This is a genomic window from Pseudomonas sp. MUP55 (assembly GCF_034043515.1).
Classification (GTDB): Bacteria; Pseudomonadota; Gammaproteobacteria; order Pseudomonadales; family Pseudomonadaceae; genus Aquipseudomonas.
Genome location: NZ_CP138214.1, coordinates 1,324,052 through 1,343,929, shown reverse-complemented (window position 1 = coordinate 1,343,929; position 19,878 = coordinate 1,324,052). Strand labels below are relative to the sequence as shown.

Here is a 19,878-nt window from a genome sequence, read left to right as displayed (position 1 = left end):
CCGCGTTTATCAGCTACCATTTTCGCAAATGAACATTAATGTTCGAATTCCAATACGAAAAGATCGCGAGGCCAGCCGATGAACCCTTCTACCTTGCCTGCTCCACCGCTTGCCGAAGTCTATGACGTTGCCGTTATCGGCGGCGGGATCAATGGCGTCGGCATTGCAGCAGACGCAGCCGGTCGCGGTTTGTCGGTATTCCTTTGCGAAAAGGACGACCTGGCCAGCCACACCTCTTCGGCCAGCAGCAAGCTGATCCACGGTGGCTTGCGCTACTTGGAGCACTACGAGTTCCGTCTGGTACGCGAAGCCCTGGCTGAGCGTGAAGTGCTGCTGGAGAAGGCCCCCCACATCGTCAAGCAGATGCGCTTCGTGCTGCCGCACCGCCCGCACCTGCGTCCGGCCTGGATGATCCGTGCCGGCCTGTTCCTGTATGACCACTTGGGCAAGCGCGAAAAACTCGCCGGTTCCAGAAGCCTGAAGTTCGGTGCCGACAGCCCGCTGAAAAGCGAAATCACCAAAGGCTTCGAATATTCCGATTGCTGGGTCGATGACGCCCGCCTCGTGGTACTCAACGCCATGGCCGCACGGGAGAAAGGTGCGCATATCCACACCCAGACCCGTTGCGTCAGCGCACACCGCAGCAACGGCCTGTGGGAAATGAACATGGAGCGCGCGGACGGCAGCCTGTTCTCGATCCGCGCTCGCGCATTGGTGAACGCCGCCGGCCCGTGGGTCGCCAAGTTCATCAAGGACGACCTGAAGCTGGATTCGCCGTACGGCATCCGCCTGATCCAGGGCAGCCACTTGATCGTCCCGAAACTCTACGAAGGTGCGCACGCGCACATTCTGCAGAACGAAGACCAGCGCATCGTCTTCACTATTCCGTACCTGAACCACTTGACCATCATCGGCACTACTGACCGCGAATACACCGGCGATCCGGCGAAAGTGGCGATCACCGAAGGTGAAACCGACTACATGCTCAAGGTGGCCAACGCGCACTTCAAGAAACAGCTGAGCCGTGACGACATCGTCCACACCTATTCGGGCGTGCGTCCGTTGTGCAATGACGAATCGGACAACCCGTCGGCCATTACCCGCGACTACACCCTGTCGCTGTCCGGCGGCACCGGCGAAGCGCCGATTCTGTCGGTGTTCGGCGGCAAGCTGACGACCTACCGCAAGCTCGCCGAATCGGCCATGGCGCAGCTGGCGCCGTACTTCACCCAGATGCGTCCAAGCTGGACCGCCAAGGCCAGCCTGCCCGGCGGCGAAGACATGACCACGCCAGAAGCCCTGGCCGAGGCCATCCGCAGCAAGTTCGACTGGGTGCCGAGCGAGATTGCCCGCCGCTGGTCCACCACCTACGGCAGCCGCACCTGGCGCCTGCTCGAAGGTGTGCAAAGCCTGGCGGACCTGGGTGAGCACCTGGGCGGTGGCCTTTACACCCGCGAAGTTGATTACCTGTGCGCGCAGGAATGGGTGACGCAGCCTGACGACGTGCTGTGGCGCCGCACCAAGCTCGGCCTGTTCACCACCCCGGCCGAACAGGACAACCTGCAACGCTACCTGTCCAAGGTTGAGCAGAACCGCAGCAAGATCGAAGCGGCCTGACCCTCCCGATACCTGTAGGAGCGAGCTTGCTCGCGAAAAACCTGAGAGCGCCGCGTTTATTCAGAATAAACGCGGCGCTTTTGTGTTTTTCGCGAGCAAGCTGTTGTGGCTCAATATTTATGGACCATGATGTAGGAGTATCAACCTAAGGAAGCGTCATGGGATTTCGGATCGTTACAGCCGAAGAAAAAGCCGAAGCGATTCGTCTGGTCGTTGAGTTGAACTACTCAGTGCCTAAGGCGTGCGAGCAAACGGGGGTGGGGCCGACGGCGCTGCGACGCTGGGTTTCGCGATGGCGCAAGGAGCAGGTAGGAGCAGCGCAAACGACGCGTCCTCAGGATCAGGATCTGATTGATTCGCTGCAGGCCAGGTTGGCGTTGCTGGAAGCCGAGAACGATGTCCTAAAAAAGCAGTTGCCCTCTCATCTAAAGGTGCTGTTTGGCCGAAGAAAATGATTGAGGGCGCCACAAAAAAGCTGTCGGTGCGACGTCTATGCCGCTTGCTGGGCGTGCCTCGCAGCAGCTATTACGCGATGCGCCAGCCCAAACCTGAGCGCAGAATTGAGCCCCAACTGGAAAAGAGAATCCGGCTTTTACACCGAGAGCATCGCGGAGCGCTGGGCAGCCGTGGGTTTACAAAAGCCCTGAAAACACAGGGCGTAGTGGTCGGGCGCCATCGTATGCGCAGCTTGATGAAGAGTTTGGGCCTGGTGAGACGTCGGGCCCAGTATGCGCACTATCGGCGAGCCACCAAAGTGTCCAACATCGCGCCCAATGTACTGGAGCGACGCTTTAATCCGGAACAACCCAACACGTTCTGGGCGGGAGATATTACCTATATCCGTGTCGGTGGCAGTTGGTTGTATCTAGCCATTGTGATGGATCTTTTTTCGCGCAGAATCGTTGGTTGGGCATTTTCAAGGACGGCTGATACCGAGCTTTCATTGCAGGCTTTACGACTTGCTGTGGGACTGCGTCGACCTTCCTCCGAGCTGGTGTTTCACTCGGACCAGGGATGCCAATACACAGCTGAGCGCTTCGTCAGCTACTTGGCTGAAAAGCAGATCGTGCAGAGCATGAGTCGGCGCGGGAACTGTTGGGACAATGCGGTTGTGGAGCGCTATTTCAGATCGCAAAAACACGATTGGTCACCTGAAAATGGTTACTCAACTCACTTCGAAGCAGAGCGGGATGTGATGGACTTCATTGCTCATTACAACCATCGACGCTGTTACTCTGCCTCGAACAACCTGCCGCCAGCCATTTTTGAAAAGCTGGCGGCCTAATACTCCTACAGAATGGTCCAAAAAAACTGGACCGCTACAAGCTCGCTCCTACCTTAAGCGTGCACGCCATTCGGTTTTCCGAACGCAGTACCTCCTCCTATTCGGTTTGCCGTACCCCGGCAGCGAGCCGAAACTGTCATACAAAGTTAATCGCCATATATATCAAACAGTTAAGCTTTTATATGCGGTATGGCACGAGTCATGCTCTACACTTCCTGACGATTGCCTGAGACGCCTCAGGAGCCGTCAAGGCATTCGCTGTACAAGAGAGCCGTTTAGCTGGCTTCATAAAAAAAACAAATGTCGAGGAAGTATTGATGCGCATCGTTCCCCAAATCCTGGGCGCAGCTATCGCTGCTGCTCTGATCAGCACTCCAGTTTTCGCCGCCGAACTCACCGGCACGCTGAAGAAAATCAACGACTCCGGCACCATCACTCTCGCGCACCGCGACAGCTCCATTCCGTTTTCCTACATTGCGGATGGCTCGGGCAAGCCAGTGGGCTACTCCCACGACATTCAACTGGCCATCGTTGAAGCCCTGAAAAAAGACCTGAACAAGCCTGACCTGAAGGCCAAGTACAACCTGGTGACTTCGCAGACCCGTATCCCGCTGATCCAGAACGGCACCGCGGACCTTGAATGCGGCTCCACCACCAACAACGCCGAGCGCGCCCAGCAGGTTGACTTCACCGTCAACATCTTCGAAATCGGCACTCGTCTGCTGGTCAAGAAAGACAAGGATGGCAAGCCTTCCTACGCTGACTTCGCCGACCTCAAAGGCAAGAACGTCGTGACCACCGCTGGCACCACGTCCGAGCGCATCATCAAGGCGATGAACGCCGACAAGCAGATGGGCATGAACGTCATCTCCGCCAAGGACCACGGCGAATCCTTCCAGATGCTCGAAAGCGGCCGTGCCGTTGCGTTCATGATGGACGACGCCCTGCTGGCCGGCGAAGAAGCCAAGGCCAAGAAGCCGGATGACTGGGTCATCACCGGTACTCCACAGTCCTTCGAAGCCTACGCGTGCATGGTGCGTAAAGGCGACCCTGACTTCAAGAAAGCGGTAGATGACGCCATCGTCGGCCTGTACAAATCCGGCGAGATCAACAAGATCTACAGCAAGTGGTTCGAAAGCCCGATTCCACCTAAAGGCCTGAACCTGAACTTCCCGATGAGTGACAAGGTTAAAGAGCTGATCGCCAACCCAAGCGACAAACCAGCGCCTGACGTAAAAATCTGACACTGATCTAACCTTATCTCCTGGGGGAGCCAAATCTCCCCCAGGCGTCTGTAATTACCTGCTGGCTTTAACTTGGAACACTCGACCTGGCGGTTTTCGAGCCGATCGTGTGTGCCTGGCGTTCAACGTCAGGTGGGGACGGACCTTCCCCAAGCGGGTGCTTGTACATCGATCGATCTCGAGGGGAGACCCTAATGAATTACAACTGGGACTGGGGCGTGTTCTTCAAGTCCACTGGCGTTGGCAGCGAGACTTATCTCGACTGGTACATCGCCGGCCTGGGCTGGACCATCGCCATCGCTGTCGTGGCATGGATTATCGCCTTGCTGCTGGGCTCCATTCTGGGGGTCATGCGCACCGTGCCAAACCGCATCGTATCGGGCATCGCGACCTGCTACGTGGAACTGTTTCGTAACGTGCCGCTGCTGGTTCAGCTGTTTATCTGGTACTTCCTCGTACCCGACCTGCTGCCGCAGAACCTGCAGGACTGGTACAAGCAAGACCTGAACCCGACCACCTCGGCCTACCTGAGCGTCGTCGTGTGCCTGGGCCTGTTCACCGCCGCCCGTGTGTGTGAACAAGTGCGTACCGGCATCCAGGCGCTGCCACGCGGCCAGGAGTCTGCCGCGCGCGCCATGGGCTTCAAGCTGCCGCAGATCTACTGGAACGTGCTGCTGCCGCAGGCATACCGCATCATCATTCCGCCGCTTACCTCCGAATTCCTCAACGTGTTCAAGAACTCCTCCGTGGCGTCCTTGATCGGCCTGATGGAACTGCTGGCACAAACCAAGCAGACCGCCGAGTTCTCGGCCAACCTGTTTGAAGCCTTCACCCTGGCCACGCTGATCTACTTCACCCTGAACATGAGCCTGATGCTGCTGATGCGCGTGGTCGAGAAGAAAGTTGCAGTGCCCGGCCTGATCTCCGTGGGGGGTAAATAATGGACTTCGATTTCAGCGGTATCATCCCCGCGATCCCGGGCCTGTGGAACGGCATGGTCATGACCTTGCAGTTGATGGTCATGGGCGTGGTCGGCGGCATCATCCTGGGTACGATCCTCGCCCTAATGCGCCTGTCGTCCAGCAAGCTGCTGTCCCGTGTGGCCGGCGCCTATGTGAACTACTTCCGCTCGATCCCGCTGCTGCTGGTCATCACCTGGTTCTACCTGGCGGTGCCGTTCGTGCTGCGCTGGATTACCGGCGAAGACACACCGATCGGCGCGTTCACCTCGTGCGTCGTGGCGTTCATGATGTTCGAAGCGGCGTACTTCTGCGAAATCGTGCGGGCCGGCGTGCAGTCGATCCCCAAGGGTCAGATGGCCGCCGCCCAGGCGATGGGCATGACCTACGGCCAGACCATGCGCCTGATCATCCTGCCCCAGGCGTTCCGCAAGATGACCCCGCTGCTGCTGCAGCAGAGCATCATTCTGTTCCAGGACACTTCGCTGGTCTATACCGTGGGCCTGGTGGACTTCCTCAACTCCGCCCGCTCCAACGGCGACATCATCGGCCGCTCCAATGAGTTCCTGATCTTCGCCGGTGTCGTCTACTTCATCATCAGCTTTTCCGCCTCGCTGCTGGTCAAGCGTCTGCAAAAAAGGTTTGCCGTATGATCTCTATCAAGAACATCAACAAGTGGTATGGCGACTTCCAGGTGCTGACCGACTGCAGCACCGAGGTCAAAAAAGGCGAAGTGATCGTGGTGTGCGGGCCTTCCGGCTCTGGCAAATCCACCCTGATCAAGTGTGTCAATGCGCTGGAACCGTTTCAGAAAGGCGACGTCGTGGTCGACGGCACCTCCATCGCCGACCCGAAGACCAACCTGCCGCAACTGCGCTCGCGCGTAGGCATGGTGTTCCAGCACTTCGAGCTGTTCCCGCACCTGACCATCACCGAAAACCTGACCATCGCGCAGATCAAGGTGCTCGGGCGCAGCAAGGAAGAAGCCACCCAGAAAGGCCTGCAACTGCTTGAGCGCGTAGGCCTGTCGGCACATGCCCACAAGCACCCTGGCCAACTGTCCGGTGGCCAGCAGCAACGTGTGGCCATTGCCCGCGCCCTGGCCATGGACCCGATCGTCATGCTGTTCGACGAACCGACCTCGGCGCTGGACCCGGAAATGGTCAACGAAGTGCTGGACGTGATGGTGCAACTGGCCCAGGAAGGCATGACCATGATGTGCGTGACCCACGAAATGGGCTTCGCCCGCAAAGTGGCCGACCGCGTGATCTTCATGGACGCCGGCAAGATCATCGAAGACTGCCCCAAAGAAGAGTTCTTCGGCGACATCAGCGCCCGCTCCGAACGCGCGCAGCACTTCCTTGAGAAAATCCTGCAGCACTAAGTACTACACAGCGCCAACTGTAGAAAACGGACCCATGTGGGAGGGGCTTGCCCCCGATAGCGGTGCATCAGCGATAGATACACCGACTGACACACTGCAATCGGGGGGCAAGCCCCCTCCCACCTGGACCGCACAGGCCGGCAGCGCTGGTTGACCCAAGGCATCTGTGATGAAATGCGACCCCAACCCCTATCGCGCTGCGCCGCCATCACTTGCCGTGAAGCCTCGCCTGATACGCCAACTGTTCCTGCCGCCGTTGATCATCGCCCTCATGATCGGCTTGGGTTATATCGGCTTCTGGGTCAGTGACTACTACGGCATTCGCACCCTCAGCGATAACGGCGAACGCCAGTTGGAGCTGCACGCCCGTACCGTCGAAAGCGAACTGAGCAAATACACCTACCTGCCCAGCCTGTTAGAACTGGAAACCAGCGTTTCCGCGCTCCTGGCCGACCCCAACCAGGAAACCCGCAAAACCGTCAACGATTACCTCGAAGGCTTGAACCGCCGCAGCCGCAGCCGGGCCATCTACGTGATGGACACCACCGGTCGGGTGCTGGCCACCAGTAACTGGCGCGACGCCGACAGTTACCAGGGTGAAGACCTCTCCTTTCGCGCCTATTTCCAGAACGCCGTACGCGGCCAGCCCGGTCGTTTCTACGGCATCGGCAGCACCAACGGCGAACCCGGCTACTACCTGGCCCACGGCCTGGAAGAGCACGGCAAAATCATCGGCGTCGCCGTGGTCAAGGTGCGCCTGGAAGCGCTTGAAGAGCGCTGGCAACGGGCGCGCCTGGAAGCCTTCGTCAGCGACGAAAACGGCATCATCATCCTTTCCAGTGACCCGGCCCGCCGCCTAAAGGCCGTGCGCCCCTTGAGCGATGACACCAAGGACCGGCTGGCACACAGCCTGCAATATTACTGGGCGACACTCAACGCCCTGGAGCCCCTGGCCCGCGAGCGCCTGAACGAAGGCAGCGAAAAGCTGACCTTCCCGGCCAACAGCGAAGTGGTCAGCGACACCCAGGAAGTCAGCTACCTGGCGCAGACCCGGCCATTAAATGACACACCCTGGAACTTCACCCTGCTCACCCCGCTCAACGAACTGCGCCGCGCCGCGATCAACCAGGGCATCCTGGTAGCCGTCGCGTTTGGCCTGGTGGCGTTTCTGCTGATCGCCTGGAACGAGCGGCGCAAGGTCATCGCCACCCGCCTCGCCGCGCGCGAAGCCCTGCAGGAAGCCAACAGCCAACTGGAACGACGGATTGCCGAACGCACCGCCGACCTGCGCGCCAGCAACGAACGCCTCAAAGGCCAGATCCGCGAACGGCGCCAGGCCGAAGAAACCCTGCGCCACGCCCAGGACGAACTGGTGCAGGCCGGCAAACTCGCGGCGATCGGCCAGATGTCCACCAGCATCGCCCACGAATTGAACCAGCCTCTGGCCGCGCTGCGCACCCTGTCCGGCAACACCGTGCGCTTCCTCGAGCGCGGCGCCCTGGACACCGCCAGCACCAACCTCAAGACCATCAACGAACTGATCGACCGCATGGGCCGCATCACCGCCAGCCTGCGCTCGTTCGCCCGGCGCGGTGACGACCAGGGCGAAGCGAACCTGGCAAAGGCCGTGGACGCGGCGTTCCAGGTGCTTGGCGCGCGCCTGGACAGCCTGCCCCTGACCGTGCACCGTGAATTCAGCCCTGCCCAATTGCAGATCGACCAGACGCGCCTGGAGCAGATCCTGGTCAACCTGATCGGCAACGCCCTGGATGCGATGCAGGCGCAGCCGGCGCCGCAGTTGTGGCTGGAAGGCCAGACGGCCGAAGGCAGATATCGCCTGCTGGTGCGCGACAATGGCCACGGCATCGACCCCGAGGCCCGCAAGCATCTGTTCGAACCTTTCTTTACCACCAAACCCGGCGAGCAAGGCCTGGGCCTGGGCCTGACCCTGTCTGCCAGCCTCGCCGCGGCCACCGGCGGCAGCCTGGCCGTGGAGCATCCGGCCAGTGGTGGTACCGCGTTTGTCCTGAACCTGCCGCTGGCGGGCGCTGAAAAAGTTGAGTCGACATGAATATTGAACCCCAAGACCTCACCGTCCTGATCGTCGAGGATGACCCCCATGTACTGCTGGGTTGCCAGCAGGCATTGGCGCTGGAAGACATTCACAGCGTTGGCGTGGGCAGTGCCGAAGAAGCGTTGACGCACATCGGCGAAAATTTCGCCGGCATTGTCATCAGCGACATCCGCCTGCCAGGCATCGATGGCCTGGCGTTGCTCACCCGTCTCAAGGCGCTGGATAAAAGCCTGCCGGTGGTGCTGATCACCGGGCATGGCGACATTTCCATGGCCGTCGGCGCGATGCGCAACGGCGCCTACGACTTCATGGAAAAACCCTTCTCCCCCGAGCGCCTGGTGGACGTGGCCCGTCGCGCCCTTGAACAGCGCGCTCTGGCGCGGGAAGTCTGGTCGTTGCGGCGCCAGCTGGCCGAGCGCGATTCGTTGGAGGGCCGCATCATCGGTCGCTCGCCGGCGATGCAAAACCTGCGCGAATTGATCGCCAATGTCGCCGATACCTCGGCCAACGTGCTGATCGAAGGCGAAACCGGCACTGGCAAGGAGCTGGTCGCCCGTTGCCTGCATGATTTCAGCCGGCGCCACGCCCACCAGTTCGTCGCGCTGAACTGCGGTGGGCTGCCGGAAAACCTGTTCGAAAGCGAGATCTTCGGCCACGAAGCCAACGCGTTTACCGGCGCCGGCAAGCGCCGCATCGGCAAGATCGAGCATGCCCATGAGGGCACGCTGTTTCTCGATGAAGTGGAAAGCATGCCGATCAACCTGCAGATCAAGCTGCTGCGGGTCCTGCAGGAACGCACCCTCGAACGCCTGGGTTCGAACCAGAGCGTGGCCGTGGATTGCCGGGTGATTGCCGCCACCAAGTCTGACCTTGACGAACTGAGCCGCGCCAGCCAGTTCCGCAGCGACCTGTACTACCGCCTCAATGTGGTCACCCTTGAACTACCGCCCCTGCGCGAACGCCGTGAAGATATCCTGCAGTTGTTCGAGCACTTCCTACAGCAATCCTCGCTGCGTTTTGATCGCACCGCGCCGGAGCTGGACAACCAGACCCTGTCGAGCCTGATGAGCCACGACTGGCCGGGCAATGTGCGCGAACTGCGCAACGTCGCCGAACGCTTCGCACTGGGCCTGCCCGCCTTCAAGAAAACCGGCACGGGCGGCAGCAACCATGGCCTGGCCTTTACCGAGGCGGTAGAAGCCTTCGAGCGCAACCTGCTCGTAGATGCCCTGCAACGCAGCGGAGGTAACCTCACCCAGGCCAGCCAGGAACTGGGAATGGCCAAGACCACGCTGTTCGACAAGGTCAAGAAATACGGGTTGAGTCACTGATGGATCTGTTCTTGAAAGCCGCCCTCGGCGCGGCAGTGGTGCTGATTCTGGCCGCATTGGCCAAGACCAGAAACTATTACATCGCAGGCTTGGTACCGCTGTTTCCGACCTTTGCGCTGATCGCTCATTACATCGTCGGCAAGGGCCGCTCGGTCGAGGATTTGAAGACCACTATCGTGTTTGGGATGTGGTCGATCATTCCGTACTTTGTGTACCTGGCGACGTTGTACGTGATGGTCGACCGGATGCGGCTGGAGGCTTCACTGGCCGTGGCAGCGGTGGCCTGGTTGATGGCAGCCACCGTACTCGTAAGCCTCTGGGTACGCCTCCACACCTGACTCTACACAGTCAAAACTGTGGGAGGGGGCTTGCCCCCGATGGCGGTGGATCAGTCAGTAAATCTGTGGCTGATACACCGCTATCGGGGGCAAGCCCCCTTGTGTCTTGAGCCAGGATTAGACTGAGGGTGAGAGCGGTGAGTAGCAAGCTGAATGCCCCGAGTGCTTAAAGCACGTGTGGGAGCCCACGCTGCTACTCACCTCTCCGCTCTGGACATGAGCCCGAACAGTTGAACGAGCCCACCTCGAACAGTTACAAGCGTGGGCCAAGCCAGAGCGCTCTCACATTAAGTGTAAGAGGATTTGGCTATGTTTTCCTATCCAGCAGGTATTGATGTTTCCAAGGACAGCCTTGAGGCTCGAGTTAATCAGGTTGACGTTGGGGTAAATTGCGCTAACGCCGAAGAAGATTTCCCTGGGTTGATTGGGTGGCTATTGCTTCACCAGGTTGGTCGCGTGGTATTGGAGGCTACTGGCGGTTATGAGCGCAAAGTCATGAAGGCGCTTCAGGCTGCGGGCCTTGATGTCATCTGCATCAATCCGCACCGAGCCAAGAGTTTTTCCAGGGCGATGGGCAAACAAGCCAAAACCGACCCGATAGACGCAAAGTCTCTTGCGCACTATGCAGCTGTTCTAGACTCGCCAAGCGCCCGAGTTACAAGCCCGGAGCACGATAAGCTGCGCGCGTTGGTCCAGCAGCGGGAGCATTTTGTTCAGCAAAGAGATGACGACAGACGACGCCTGAAAACAGCTTCCTGCGATGCGGTAAAGCCTGCATTACAGAACCATATCGACTATTTGACCATGGCAGTGGAGGCGATAGATCAACTGATTCGTCAAAGTGCGAACGAGTTAGATAGCGAAAAGGTGGCTCGACTGTGTTCAGTCAAAGGAATCGGGCTGGTTACTGCCACCAGTCTTATGGCTTACCTGCCTGAGCTGGGAGAGATTGGAGGACGCCCTATCGCGGCACTAGCGGGCCTCGCTCCGTACAACAACGACAGCGGAAGGCATAAAGGTGCACGCCATATTAGTGGCGGAAGGTTTTCAGCCCGTCGCTCACTTTACATGGCCTGTTGGGTGGTTATCCGTGACCAGCCAGAATTCGGGACTCGATATAAGGCGCTACGTGATAAAGGGAAATGCGCCAAAGTCGCGTTGATCGCCTGTATGCGCGTTTTGTTGGTACGTCTGAACGCGATGCTGCGTGACCGCACTGAATGGAAAGAGCGCACCGATTAGCTCGGTAGCAGCAATTTCCTTCAGCATTGCACGGCCTAAGCTGTGGGAGCTTTGCTGCCTATGAAAATGACTTCTGAATTGAATCCAATAAGACAGTTGCTCCCACATTCTGATCACAGTGTGTCAGGGAATAGTTTTGTCGATTTGAATGGCCTGCTGCTTCAAGCGGTACGCCGCCACGCCTGACCCAACTCGGTCAAACTGTGGGAGGGGGCTTGCCCCCGATGGCGGTGGGTCAGTCAATAAATCTGTGGCTGATACACCGCTATCGGGGGCAAGCCCCCTCCCACATTCTGATCACAGTGTGTCAGGGAATAGTTTTGTCGATTTGAATGGCCTGCTGCTTCAAGCGGAACGCCGCCACACCTGACCCAACTCGGTCAAAACTGTGGGAGGGGGCTTGCCCCCGATGGCGGGGGGTCAGTCAATAAATCTGGCTGATACACCGCTATCGGGGGCAAGCCCCCTCCCACATTCTGATCACAGTGTGTCAGGGAATAGTTTGTCGATTTGAATGGCCTGCTGCTTCAAGCGGTACGCCGCCACACCTGACCCAACTCGGTCAAAACTGTGGGAGGGGGGCTTGCCCCCGATGGCGGTGGGTCAGTCAATAAATCTGTGGCTGATACACCACTATCGGGGGCAAGCCCCCTCCCACATTCTGATCACAGTGTGTCAGGGAATAGTTTTGTCGATTTGAATGGCCTGCTGCTTCAAGCGGTACGCCGCCACGCCTGACCCAACTCGGTCAAACTGTGGGAGGGGGCTTGCCCCCGATGGCGGTGGGTCAGTCAATAAATCTGTGGCTGATACACCGCTATCGGGGGCAAGCCCCCTCCCACATTCTGATCACAGTGTGTCAGGGAATAGTTTTGTCGATTTGAATGGCCTGCTGCTTCAAGCGGAACGCCGCCACACCTGACCCAACTCGGTCAAAACTGTGGGAGGGGGCTTGCCCCCGATGGCGGTGGGTCAGTCAATACATCGGTGGCTGATACACCGCTATCGGGAGCAAGCCCCCTCCCACATTCTGATCACAGTGTGTCAGCGGACGATTTTGTCGACTTGGATGCCGAGCTTTTTCAGGCGATACCAGAAGCTCCTCTCCGAAATCCCGATCTTCCCCGCTGCCGCGGCCTGCACGCCGTTGCTCTCGTGCAGCGCCGCCAGGATGTAGGCTTTCTCCACTTCCGCCAGCGCCGCATCCAGGTCCTGCGGCACACCCGGCCCTTCGCTCGAGATGGTCGCTGCGCCAGCCTCGGCGGGTCGGGAGGCAAACAGGTAACCCGGCAAATCGATATCTTCAATCACCGGCGAAGCGGCCACGATAGTCGCTCGCTCCACGCAATTCTGCAGCTCGCGGATATTGCCCGGCCAGTGGTACGCCGCCATGGCCTGCAAGGCTTCGGGGCTGAACCCGGTGATGCGTTTGCCGGCCGTCGCGCTGAGGGTACGGGCGAAGTGCCGGGCCAGCGGCGCGATATCTTCCACGCGCTCGCGCAGGGCCGGCAGTGGAATTGGAAACACATTCAGGCGGTAATACAGGTCCTCACGAAACTCCTTGTTGGCCACCGCGTCCAGCAGGTTCTTGTTGGTCGCAGCGATTACCCGAACGTCCACCTTGCGCTCGCGAGGATCCCCCACCGGCTCAATCACGCGCTCCTGCAAGGCACGCAGGATCTTGGCCTGCAAGGCCAGCGGCATGTCACCGACTTCATCCAGAAACAGCGTGCCCTTGTCGGCCTGCATGAAGCGCCCTACCCGGTCGGCCACAGCGCCGGTAAAGGCGCCTTTACGATGACCGAACATCTCGCTTTCCAGCAAACCTTCCGGAATCGCCGCGCAATTGACCGCCACGAACGGCTGGTCGGCGCGGCTGCCATGCTTGTGGATAGCGCGGGCGACCATTTCCTTGCCAGTGCCGCTTTCGCCGGTCAGCAGGATGGTGGCGCTGCTGTCGCGCACCGAGTCCACCGCTTGCAGCACTTTGCGAAACGCCGGGCTGTCACCGACCAGGCTGTCGAACTGTGCATGTTCATCCAGCTCGGCACGCAGGCGCGCGTTGTCACGCATGATGTCGCGAAACTGCAGGGCCTTGGCCACGGTGATGTCCAGCTCGTCGATATCGAACGGCTTGGCAATGTAGTCGTAGGCGCCGTTGCGCATTGACTGCACGGCATTTTTCACCGTGCTGTAGGCCGTCATCACGATCACCGGCAAGTGCGGATAGCGCTGCTTGATCTCGGCCAGCAACGCTGGCCCGTCCATGCCCGGCATGCGCCAGTCGCTGATGACCAGGTCGATGTCCTCCTGCTCCAGCACCTTGAGCGCGTGCAGGCCGTTGCCGGCGGTAAACACCTGGATGCCGTTCTGGCTCAGGGCCGATGACAGCAGGTCACACAGCTTGGGCTCGTCGTCCACCACCAATACGTTATGCGTCATGCCCGTCCTCATCCTCGCCTTCGTCTTCACCGTTAGCCGGAATGTACAGGCTGAAGGTGGCGCCGGCATCTTTCTCGGTGGCGCACTCAATGCTGCCGTCGTGACTTTCCATGATCGAATAGACTTTGGCCAGGCCCAGGCCCGTGCCGGAGGCCTTGGTGGTGACAAACGGCGTGAAGATGCGCTCGACCATATCCGCCGCAATGCCCTGGCCGGTATCGGCAATGCTGATCACGGTGTGATCGCCCACGCTGCGGATACCCAGAATCAGGCGTCCGCCGTCGGGCATCGCGTCGATGGCGTTGAGAATCAGGTTCAGACAGGCCTGCTTGAGCTGCTTGGCGTCCGCGTAGATGGTGGCGTCGGGCGCCTGGTCGTCGATCTGCGCGTCGATGTTGTGCGTGCTCAACTCCGGCCCGCAGAACCCGAGAATTTCTTCGACCAGGGCGCGGGCCGGTTGCAGTACGCGTATCGGCGGGTTGGGCTTGGCGAAGTCGAGGAACTCGGTGATCAGCTCGTTGATCCGGCTGACCTCACTGATGACGTACTCCAGGTGACGCTTGTCGGTGTCCGCAAGGTCGGCGCGCCGGTGCAGCAGTTGGGTCGCCGTCTTGATGATGCCCAACGGGTTGCGGATTTCATGGGCCAGGCCCATGGCCACTTCACCCAGGGCATGCAGGCGATCACGCCGGCGCAGTTGGGCTTCCAGATGATGCAGTTCGCCCAGACGTTCAGTCATGTGGTTGAAGGTGCTGCTCAACTGCGCCAGCTCATCGCCGCCGCTGACCACCACACGGTGCGCGTAATTGCCGGAGATCACCGCGTTCACGCCCTGGGACAAGTCGCGCAGGGGCTGGGTCAGGCGGCGCGACACCCACACACCCGCGGCCAGCGACAGCGCCGAGCTGACCAGGAAAATCAGCACGAACAGGTTGCTCTGGTTCACCAGCCCCACCAGGCTCGTGTGGCGCAGCAGGCCACTGAAGATCACGCCTTGCAGCTCGCCGGCATCGTTGAATATCGGCCAGTACAAGCCGCTGTACTGATTGGTGAACTGCTCGCTCGGCTGCCGCGTGCTGCGCAGGTCGGCTTCCACATTTTTCGGGATGCGCGAGGGGTGGTTTTCGAAGCGCTGAGTGGAAAATATCTCGGAAAATCCCGAAGCGTTGGCCAGGTACAGGCGCAGGTCGAGGGAATGCACATCGGCCACGCTGGTGAGGAAACTGCTGTCCAGGTAGGTGGCCACCAGCAACAGATAATCGACCCCATCACGGTTGGTCTCGAAGGTCGACACCACCATGCCCGTGCTTACCCCGGCCACCTGGACCGTCTGCAACACCGCATTGCTGGTCAGGCTGATCTGCTTGACGATGTCATCGGAGGCGGTGCTGAACATTACCTTGTGGTCGCTGGTGCGAATCAGCGCCACCACATCGATGTCGGTGGCATCGGCGATGTCGGCGGTGAGCCGGTCATGCCGTTCGGCCTGTTTGGACGTAGGTGGGCTGGTGTAGCGCAGGAACAGCTTGGCCATGCGCGCGTTGTCGTGAAGGATGTCACCGATCTCGTCCTTGACGATCTTGGTCGACTCCTGCAGCCAGATACGCACGTTGCTGTCGAAAATCTGCGACAGCGTGGTGGCGGCCAGTTCCGCCGCAATCATGGTCGGAATAACGCTGACCAGCCAGAAGGCCAGCACCAGCTTGCGCTGGACGCTCCAGCGCGAAATGGCAAAGGGGCGGGCTTTCTGGCGGGTCTTGGTGATCATCAGGTTTCGCTTATCGCAGCAGCCATGGCAGGGTCGGAACGATCCGGTCGGAACAACATTTTGACTAACGTGAGCACGCCGTTGACCAACCGATTGCGGTGGCGGAAAAACAGGCTGTTGCCCTGGAACTGGCAGCCCAGGCGCAGTTTACTGGCATACCCGGCTTGGCCGCACTCATACACCGCAATATTGTGTTGGATACAGTAGTCGACATTGGTCAACCAACTGCGGAAGTACAGGTTGTATTCGCGGCTGAAGGCGATGTCATGCCCGAAAAACTTATCGATCAGCCGATGCTCGTCGAGCAGGATCAGGTTGAACGCCACCAGGTGCTCGTCCACCCAGTAAAGCGCACACACCGCACGCTCTTGCAGCCTTTCGAGAATTTCCGTGAAGTAACCGGCGGGCAGGCGTTCGAACTGCAGGTCCGAGCGCGTGAGCGTGGCTTCATAGAGGCGCATCACCTCGGGCAGCACATCATCGATATTGCGCCGCCACTCCACCCGCGGCCCCGGCGCGCGCAGCTTGCGGCGCAGGTCCTTGCGCGTGGATTTACCCAGCGAGCCCAGGTAGGCATCCACTGAGCCGTAGGGCAACGGCAGCATGCCCGTGGGCAGGCTCGGCATGCTTTGAAAGCCCGCAGCGCGACAACTTTGGGCCCAATGCGGGTCGTTGCTCGGCGCGTCCTTGACCGCCACCAGGCCGATGCCAAAGTCATCGGCATCCCGGCGTGCCACCTGGAGCAAATGCTTGAGCAACAGCGGGCGCCGCGCATCCGCCACACCATTGGCGAACCCCACGTCACAGCGCTCGGCCACCGGCGAACCAAGGGCATACAGCCCCAGTTGCAAAAGCCCCGGCCACAGTCGCGCCACACGCTCGGTCAAGCGCTTGCCGGCGCCCGACACCGTGGTGTCGAGACGGTAATGGGTGATGAACGCGACGGCCACTGCCGCCAGCGTTCCCCCTTCGTAAACCGCAAGGTACCGCCACTGGAAGTCATCGATGGCGGCGTTTTCCACGGCCACGTAGTAGTCCCAGTCTTCCAGGGCACCGGGAAAACACGCATTCCAGGCATCGCGCTGGATAGCCCGGATGGTGGGGAAGGCTTGGGTGGTTATCACAGTTTTTCCTTATCGACACCGCATCCCAGTAGGAGCGAGCTTGCTCGCGAAGATCGCACAGACACCACGTTGAGCCTGACAGTACGCGTTATCGTTAACGACCTTCGCGAGCAAGCTCGCTCCTACAAGTAAAGAGATCACGCCACACGATTGAGTTGCACCGAATGCTGCTCGACAAACTGCGCACTCAACTCGATCACCCGCCGGTATTGCAGGTCGACGGTGATCATGTGGTAGCAGTTATCCAGCAAAATCTTGGTCACCGGGCCGCCGAGGTGGCGCTCCACGTAATCGGCGTTCCAGCGGCTGGTGATGTCGTCCTCAATGGAGTGCAACACCAGCGCCGGCACGTTGATCTCGGGCATGCGTTTCTTGACCACGGCGTTCATGCGGTGCAACTCGCGCACGGTGATGCCTTCCATGGTCAACAACCCCGCCTCGCTGCTCTGGCCTTCCTTCATCTGCCGCTCGACGATGGCCCGCAGGCGTTCGTTCTTGATGCCGTAGGGCGGCTTCTCTTCGAAACTGCACACGTGCACGCCGAATGGAATCTTCATCAGCAACGGCGTGAGAAACGCCAGTTTGTTGATGCTCCAGCCGTCGTACTTCAAGGTGGTGGAATACATCAGCAGCCCGGCGACGCGCCCCGGGTGTTCGGCCGCCACGTACATCGACATCACCGCGCCCATGGACAAGCCGCCGACGAACACTTGCGCGTGACGCTGGGCGATCTGTGCGAAGGTCTTGCGCACCCCTTCGTACCAGTCGCGCCAGCCGGTGGCCTGCAGGTCGCTGTTATCGCCGCAATGCCCGGCCAGGGTGGGCACGTACACCGTGCAGTTGCCCGCCTTGACCAGCCCCTTGGCGACCTGTCGCAGTTCCGTTGGCGTACCGGTCAGGCCATGGATCAACAGGATCCCGACCGGACCAGCACCGAGAACGAAGCCGGCATCACCTTCACCGAGGTCGATCTCGCCGGCACTCACCGCGTGGTCGCCCGCACCAGCAGTTGCTCGAGCAGCTTCAAGCCCAGGTCGATTTCCGGGTAGCTGATTTCCAGCGACGGCGCCAGGGTGATCACGTTCTTGTAGTAGCCGCCCACGTCAAGGATCAGGCCGAGTTTCTGGCCGTCGACCACCATGTCGCCCTTCATGCCTTCCTCGACCATGTAGTCCAGGGTCGCCTTGTCTGGAGTGAAGCCGTCCGGGCCGCAGATTTCGCAGCGCAGGGCCAGGCCCAGGCCGTCGACGTCGCCGATGATCGGGAAACGCTTCTGCAAGTCTTGCAGGCCTTCGAGGAAGTATTTGCCCTTGGCCATGACCATCGCGCCGTAGTCGACTTCATTGGTCATCTTGAACATTTCCAGGCCGACCGCCGTGCCCAACGGGTTGGAGGCGAAGGTGGAGTGGGTCGAACCTGGCGGGAAGACCTTCGGGTTGATCAGTTCTTCACGGGCCCAGATGCCGCCCAGCGGGTTGAGGCCGTTGGTCAGCGCCTTGCCGAACACGATCACGTCCGGCTGCACGTCGAAGTGCTCGATCGACCACAGCTTGCCGGTGCGGTAGAAGCCCATCTGAATTTCGTCGCTGACCATCAGGATGCCGTGCTGGTCCAGCACGTGCTTGAGTTCGCGGTAGAAGTTCATCGGCGGAATGACGTAGCCGCCGGTGCCCTGGATCGGCTCGACGTAGAACGCGGCGTACTCGCACTGGTTGGTTTTCGGGTCCCAGACGCCGTTGTATTCGGTATCGAACAACCGCGCGAATTGCTGCACGCAGTGGCTGCCGTACTCTTCCTTGGTCATGCCCTTCGGGCCACGGAAGTGGTAAGGGAACGGGATGAAGTTGGCGCGCTCGCCAAAGTGACCGTAGCGGCGGCGGTAGCGGAAGCTGGAGGTGATCGACGAGGCGCCGAGGGTACGCCCGTGGTAGCCGCCCTCGAAGGCGAACATCAGGCTCTTGCCGTTGGACGCGTTACGCACCACTTTCAGCGAGTCTTCAATCGACTGCGAACCGCCGACATTGAAGTGCACGCGGCCGTCGAGGCCGAACTTGTTCTTGGCATCGACCGCGATCATTTCCGACAGCTCGATCTTGCCCTTGTGCAGGTACTGGCTGGCGATCTGCGGCAGCGTGTCGATCTGCTGTTTGAGCGCGTTGTTCAGGCGCGGGTTGGCGTAACCGAAGTTGACGGCCGAGTACCACATTTGCAGGTCGAGGTAGGCCTGGTCTTCGGTGTCCCACACGTAGGAGCCTTCGCAACGGCTGAAAATACGCGGCGGCTCGATGTAGTGCACGGTGTCGCCGTAGGAGCAGTACTTGGCTTCTTTATCCAGAAGGATCCGGTCTTCGGCGGTAGCGATACGGATATCAGACATGGTGGAAAATTTCCTGTGTGTCGGCAGTAAAAGAGGTGGCGTTGGCGGCGATGCCTTGGGGCAGTTGCGCCAGCAGTGCGGGCACTTCGGCGAAGGTGTCGAAGCGCGCATGGGGAATCTGGTTGGCGACGCAGTACTCGGCGAGGCTGCCCTTGGCGAACACGAAGTCGGCGGTGGAGGCCACGCACATGTCGGACTTGCCATCGCCGATCACCAGCACGCGCTTGTCACGCGGCGTGGATTTGCATTTGCAGTTGCCGGAAGCGGCGCGGCAGGCATCGCTGGCATACGGGAAGTCGATGCGCCAGCTGTTCTGGTCGACCTGGCGCAGACGGTTGGCGAGGATCGGCAGCAAGGTCACGTAGTTGCGCGACAGAATGCGTGCAATGCCCTGCTCGATGCCGTCGCTGACCACTTCAATGGTCGCGCCAAGGCCCATGACGTGGTCGACGAAATCCGGGAAGTCCGGGTCGATCTCGACACTGTCGAAATAGGCCAGCAACTCGCTCGGCGTCGCCTTGATCAGCGCCAGTTGGCGGCTCAGGCATTCGCGTGAACCGATATGCCCTTCCAGCCATTCCTGCTCGATGGTTTCCCACTCGGGGCTGGCGAAGCGTTGGAGGACGTTGTCGATGACATCGGTGGGGGTGATGGTCCCGTCGAAGTCACACACGATATGCCATTGGATCATTG

General features: G+C 60.1%; 17 protein-coding genes. 11 read left to right on the top strand and 6 right to left on the bottom strand.

Annotation, left to right across the window (positions count from 1 at the left end):
- Positions 1-78 precede the first annotated feature (78 nt).
- From glpD to SC318_RS05865, 11 genes are all read left to right on the top strand, one after another.
- Positions 79-1,617, top strand: a complete 1,539-nt coding sequence (gene glpD, locus SC318_RS05915) for a glycerol-3-phosphate dehydrogenase (RefSeq protein ID WP_320430025.1) — start codon at positions 79-81, stop codon at positions 1,615-1,617.
- 158 nt (positions 1,618-1,775) lie between these two features.
- Positions 1,776-2,072, top strand: coding sequence for a transposase (locus tag SC318_RS05910; protein ID WP_306491413.1), 297 nt, complete (start codon positions 1,776-1,778; stop codon positions 2,070-2,072).
- Positions 2,069-2,902, top strand: a complete 834-nt coding sequence (locus SC318_RS05905) for an IS3 family transposase (protein WP_320430024.1) — start codon at positions 2,069-2,071, stop codon at positions 2,900-2,902. The genes SC318_RS05910 and SC318_RS05905 overlap by 4 nt, the downstream gene beginning before the upstream one ends.
- Positions 2,903-3,219: 317 nt before the next feature.
- Positions 3,220-4,146, top strand: a complete 927-nt coding sequence (locus tag SC318_RS05900) for a glutamate/aspartate ABC transporter substrate-binding protein (RefSeq protein ID WP_320430023.1) — start codon at positions 3,220-3,222, stop codon at positions 4,144-4,146.
- A gap of 194 nt (positions 4,147-4,340) precedes the next feature.
- Complete coding sequence (locus SC318_RS05895; protein WP_046071145.1) at positions 4,341-5,087, top strand: amino acid ABC transporter permease; 747 nt, start codon at positions 4,341-4,343, stop codon at positions 5,085-5,087.
- Positions 5,087-5,758: an amino acid ABC transporter permease gene (locus tag SC318_RS05890; protein WP_046071144.1), complete on the top strand. Its 672-nt coding sequence runs from the start codon at positions 5,087-5,089 to the stop codon at positions 5,756-5,758. The genes SC318_RS05895 and SC318_RS05890 overlap by 1 nt, the downstream gene beginning before the upstream one ends.
- Entirely contained in the window at positions 5,755-6,489 is a 735-nt protein-coding gene (locus tag SC318_RS05885; RefSeq protein WP_320430022.1) for an amino acid ABC transporter ATP-binding protein, read from the top strand. The genes SC318_RS05890 and SC318_RS05885 overlap by 4 nt, the downstream gene beginning before the upstream one ends.
- A gap of 169 nt (positions 6,490-6,658) precedes the next feature.
- Positions 6,659-8,560, top strand: coding sequence for a two-component sensor histidine kinase AauS (locus tag SC318_RS05880; RefSeq protein WP_320430021.1), 1,902 nt, complete (start codon positions 6,659-6,661; stop codon positions 8,558-8,560).
- Complete coding sequence (locus SC318_RS05875) at positions 8,557-9,894, top strand: two-component response regulator AauR (protein WP_320430020.1); 1,338 nt, start codon at positions 8,557-8,559, stop codon at positions 9,892-9,894. Before SC318_RS05880 ends, SC318_RS05875 begins: the two co-directional genes overlap by 4 nt.
- Positions 9,894-10,232, top strand: coding sequence for a GlpM family protein (locus tag SC318_RS05870; protein ID WP_320430019.1), 339 nt, complete (start codon positions 9,894-9,896; stop codon positions 10,230-10,232). Before SC318_RS05875 ends, SC318_RS05870 begins: the two co-directional genes overlap by 1 nt.
- Before the next feature lie 309 nt (positions 10,233-10,541).
- Positions 10,542-11,474 carry an IS110 family transposase gene (locus SC318_RS05865; RefSeq protein WP_320427212.1) on the top strand — a complete coding sequence of 311 codons (933 nt, stop codon included), beginning with the start codon at positions 10,542-10,544 and terminating at the stop codon, positions 11,472-11,474.
- Between the two features lie 1,044 nt (positions 11,475-12,518).
- On the opposite strand, the gene SC318_RS05860 is transcribed toward SC318_RS05865, so the two are convergent.
- The 6 genes from SC318_RS05860 to SC318_RS05835 all read right to left on the bottom strand — a co-directional run bounded on the left by SC318_RS05860 (position 12,519) and on the right by SC318_RS05835 (position 19,876).
- Positions 12,519-13,916: a sigma-54-dependent transcriptional regulator gene (locus SC318_RS05860; RefSeq protein WP_320430018.1), complete on the bottom strand. Its 1,398-nt coding sequence runs from the start codon at positions 13,914-13,916 to the stop codon at positions 12,519-12,521.
- Complete coding sequence (locus tag SC318_RS05855) at positions 13,906-15,684, bottom strand: sensor histidine kinase (RefSeq protein ID WP_320430017.1); 1,779 nt, start codon at positions 15,682-15,684, stop codon at positions 13,906-13,908. The genes SC318_RS05860 and SC318_RS05855 overlap by 11 nt, the downstream gene beginning before the upstream one ends.
- Positions 15,684-16,808, bottom strand: a complete 1,125-nt coding sequence (locus SC318_RS05850; RefSeq protein ID WP_320430016.1) for a GNAT family N-acetyltransferase — start codon at positions 16,806-16,808, stop codon at positions 15,684-15,686. Before SC318_RS05850 ends, SC318_RS05855 begins: the two co-directional genes overlap by 1 nt.
- A gap of 137 nt (positions 16,809-16,945) precedes the next feature.
- Positions 16,946-17,794: an alpha/beta hydrolase gene (locus SC318_RS05845; RefSeq protein WP_320430015.1), complete on the bottom strand. Its 849-nt coding sequence runs from the start codon at positions 17,792-17,794 to the stop codon at positions 16,946-16,948.
- On the bottom strand, positions 17,791-19,185 hold the full coding sequence (locus SC318_RS05840; RefSeq protein WP_320430014.1) for an aspartate aminotransferase family protein: 1,395 nt from the start codon (positions 19,183-19,185) through the stop codon (positions 17,791-17,793). The genes SC318_RS05845 and SC318_RS05840 overlap by 4 nt, the downstream gene beginning before the upstream one ends.
- Positions 19,178-19,876 (bottom strand): MtnX-like HAD-IB family phosphatase, encoded by a 699-nt coding sequence (locus tag SC318_RS05835; RefSeq protein WP_320430013.1) that lies wholly within the window; start codon positions 19,874-19,876, stop codon positions 19,178-19,180. Before SC318_RS05835 ends, SC318_RS05840 begins: the two co-directional genes overlap by 8 nt.
- Positions 19,877-19,878 lie beyond the last annotated feature (2 nt).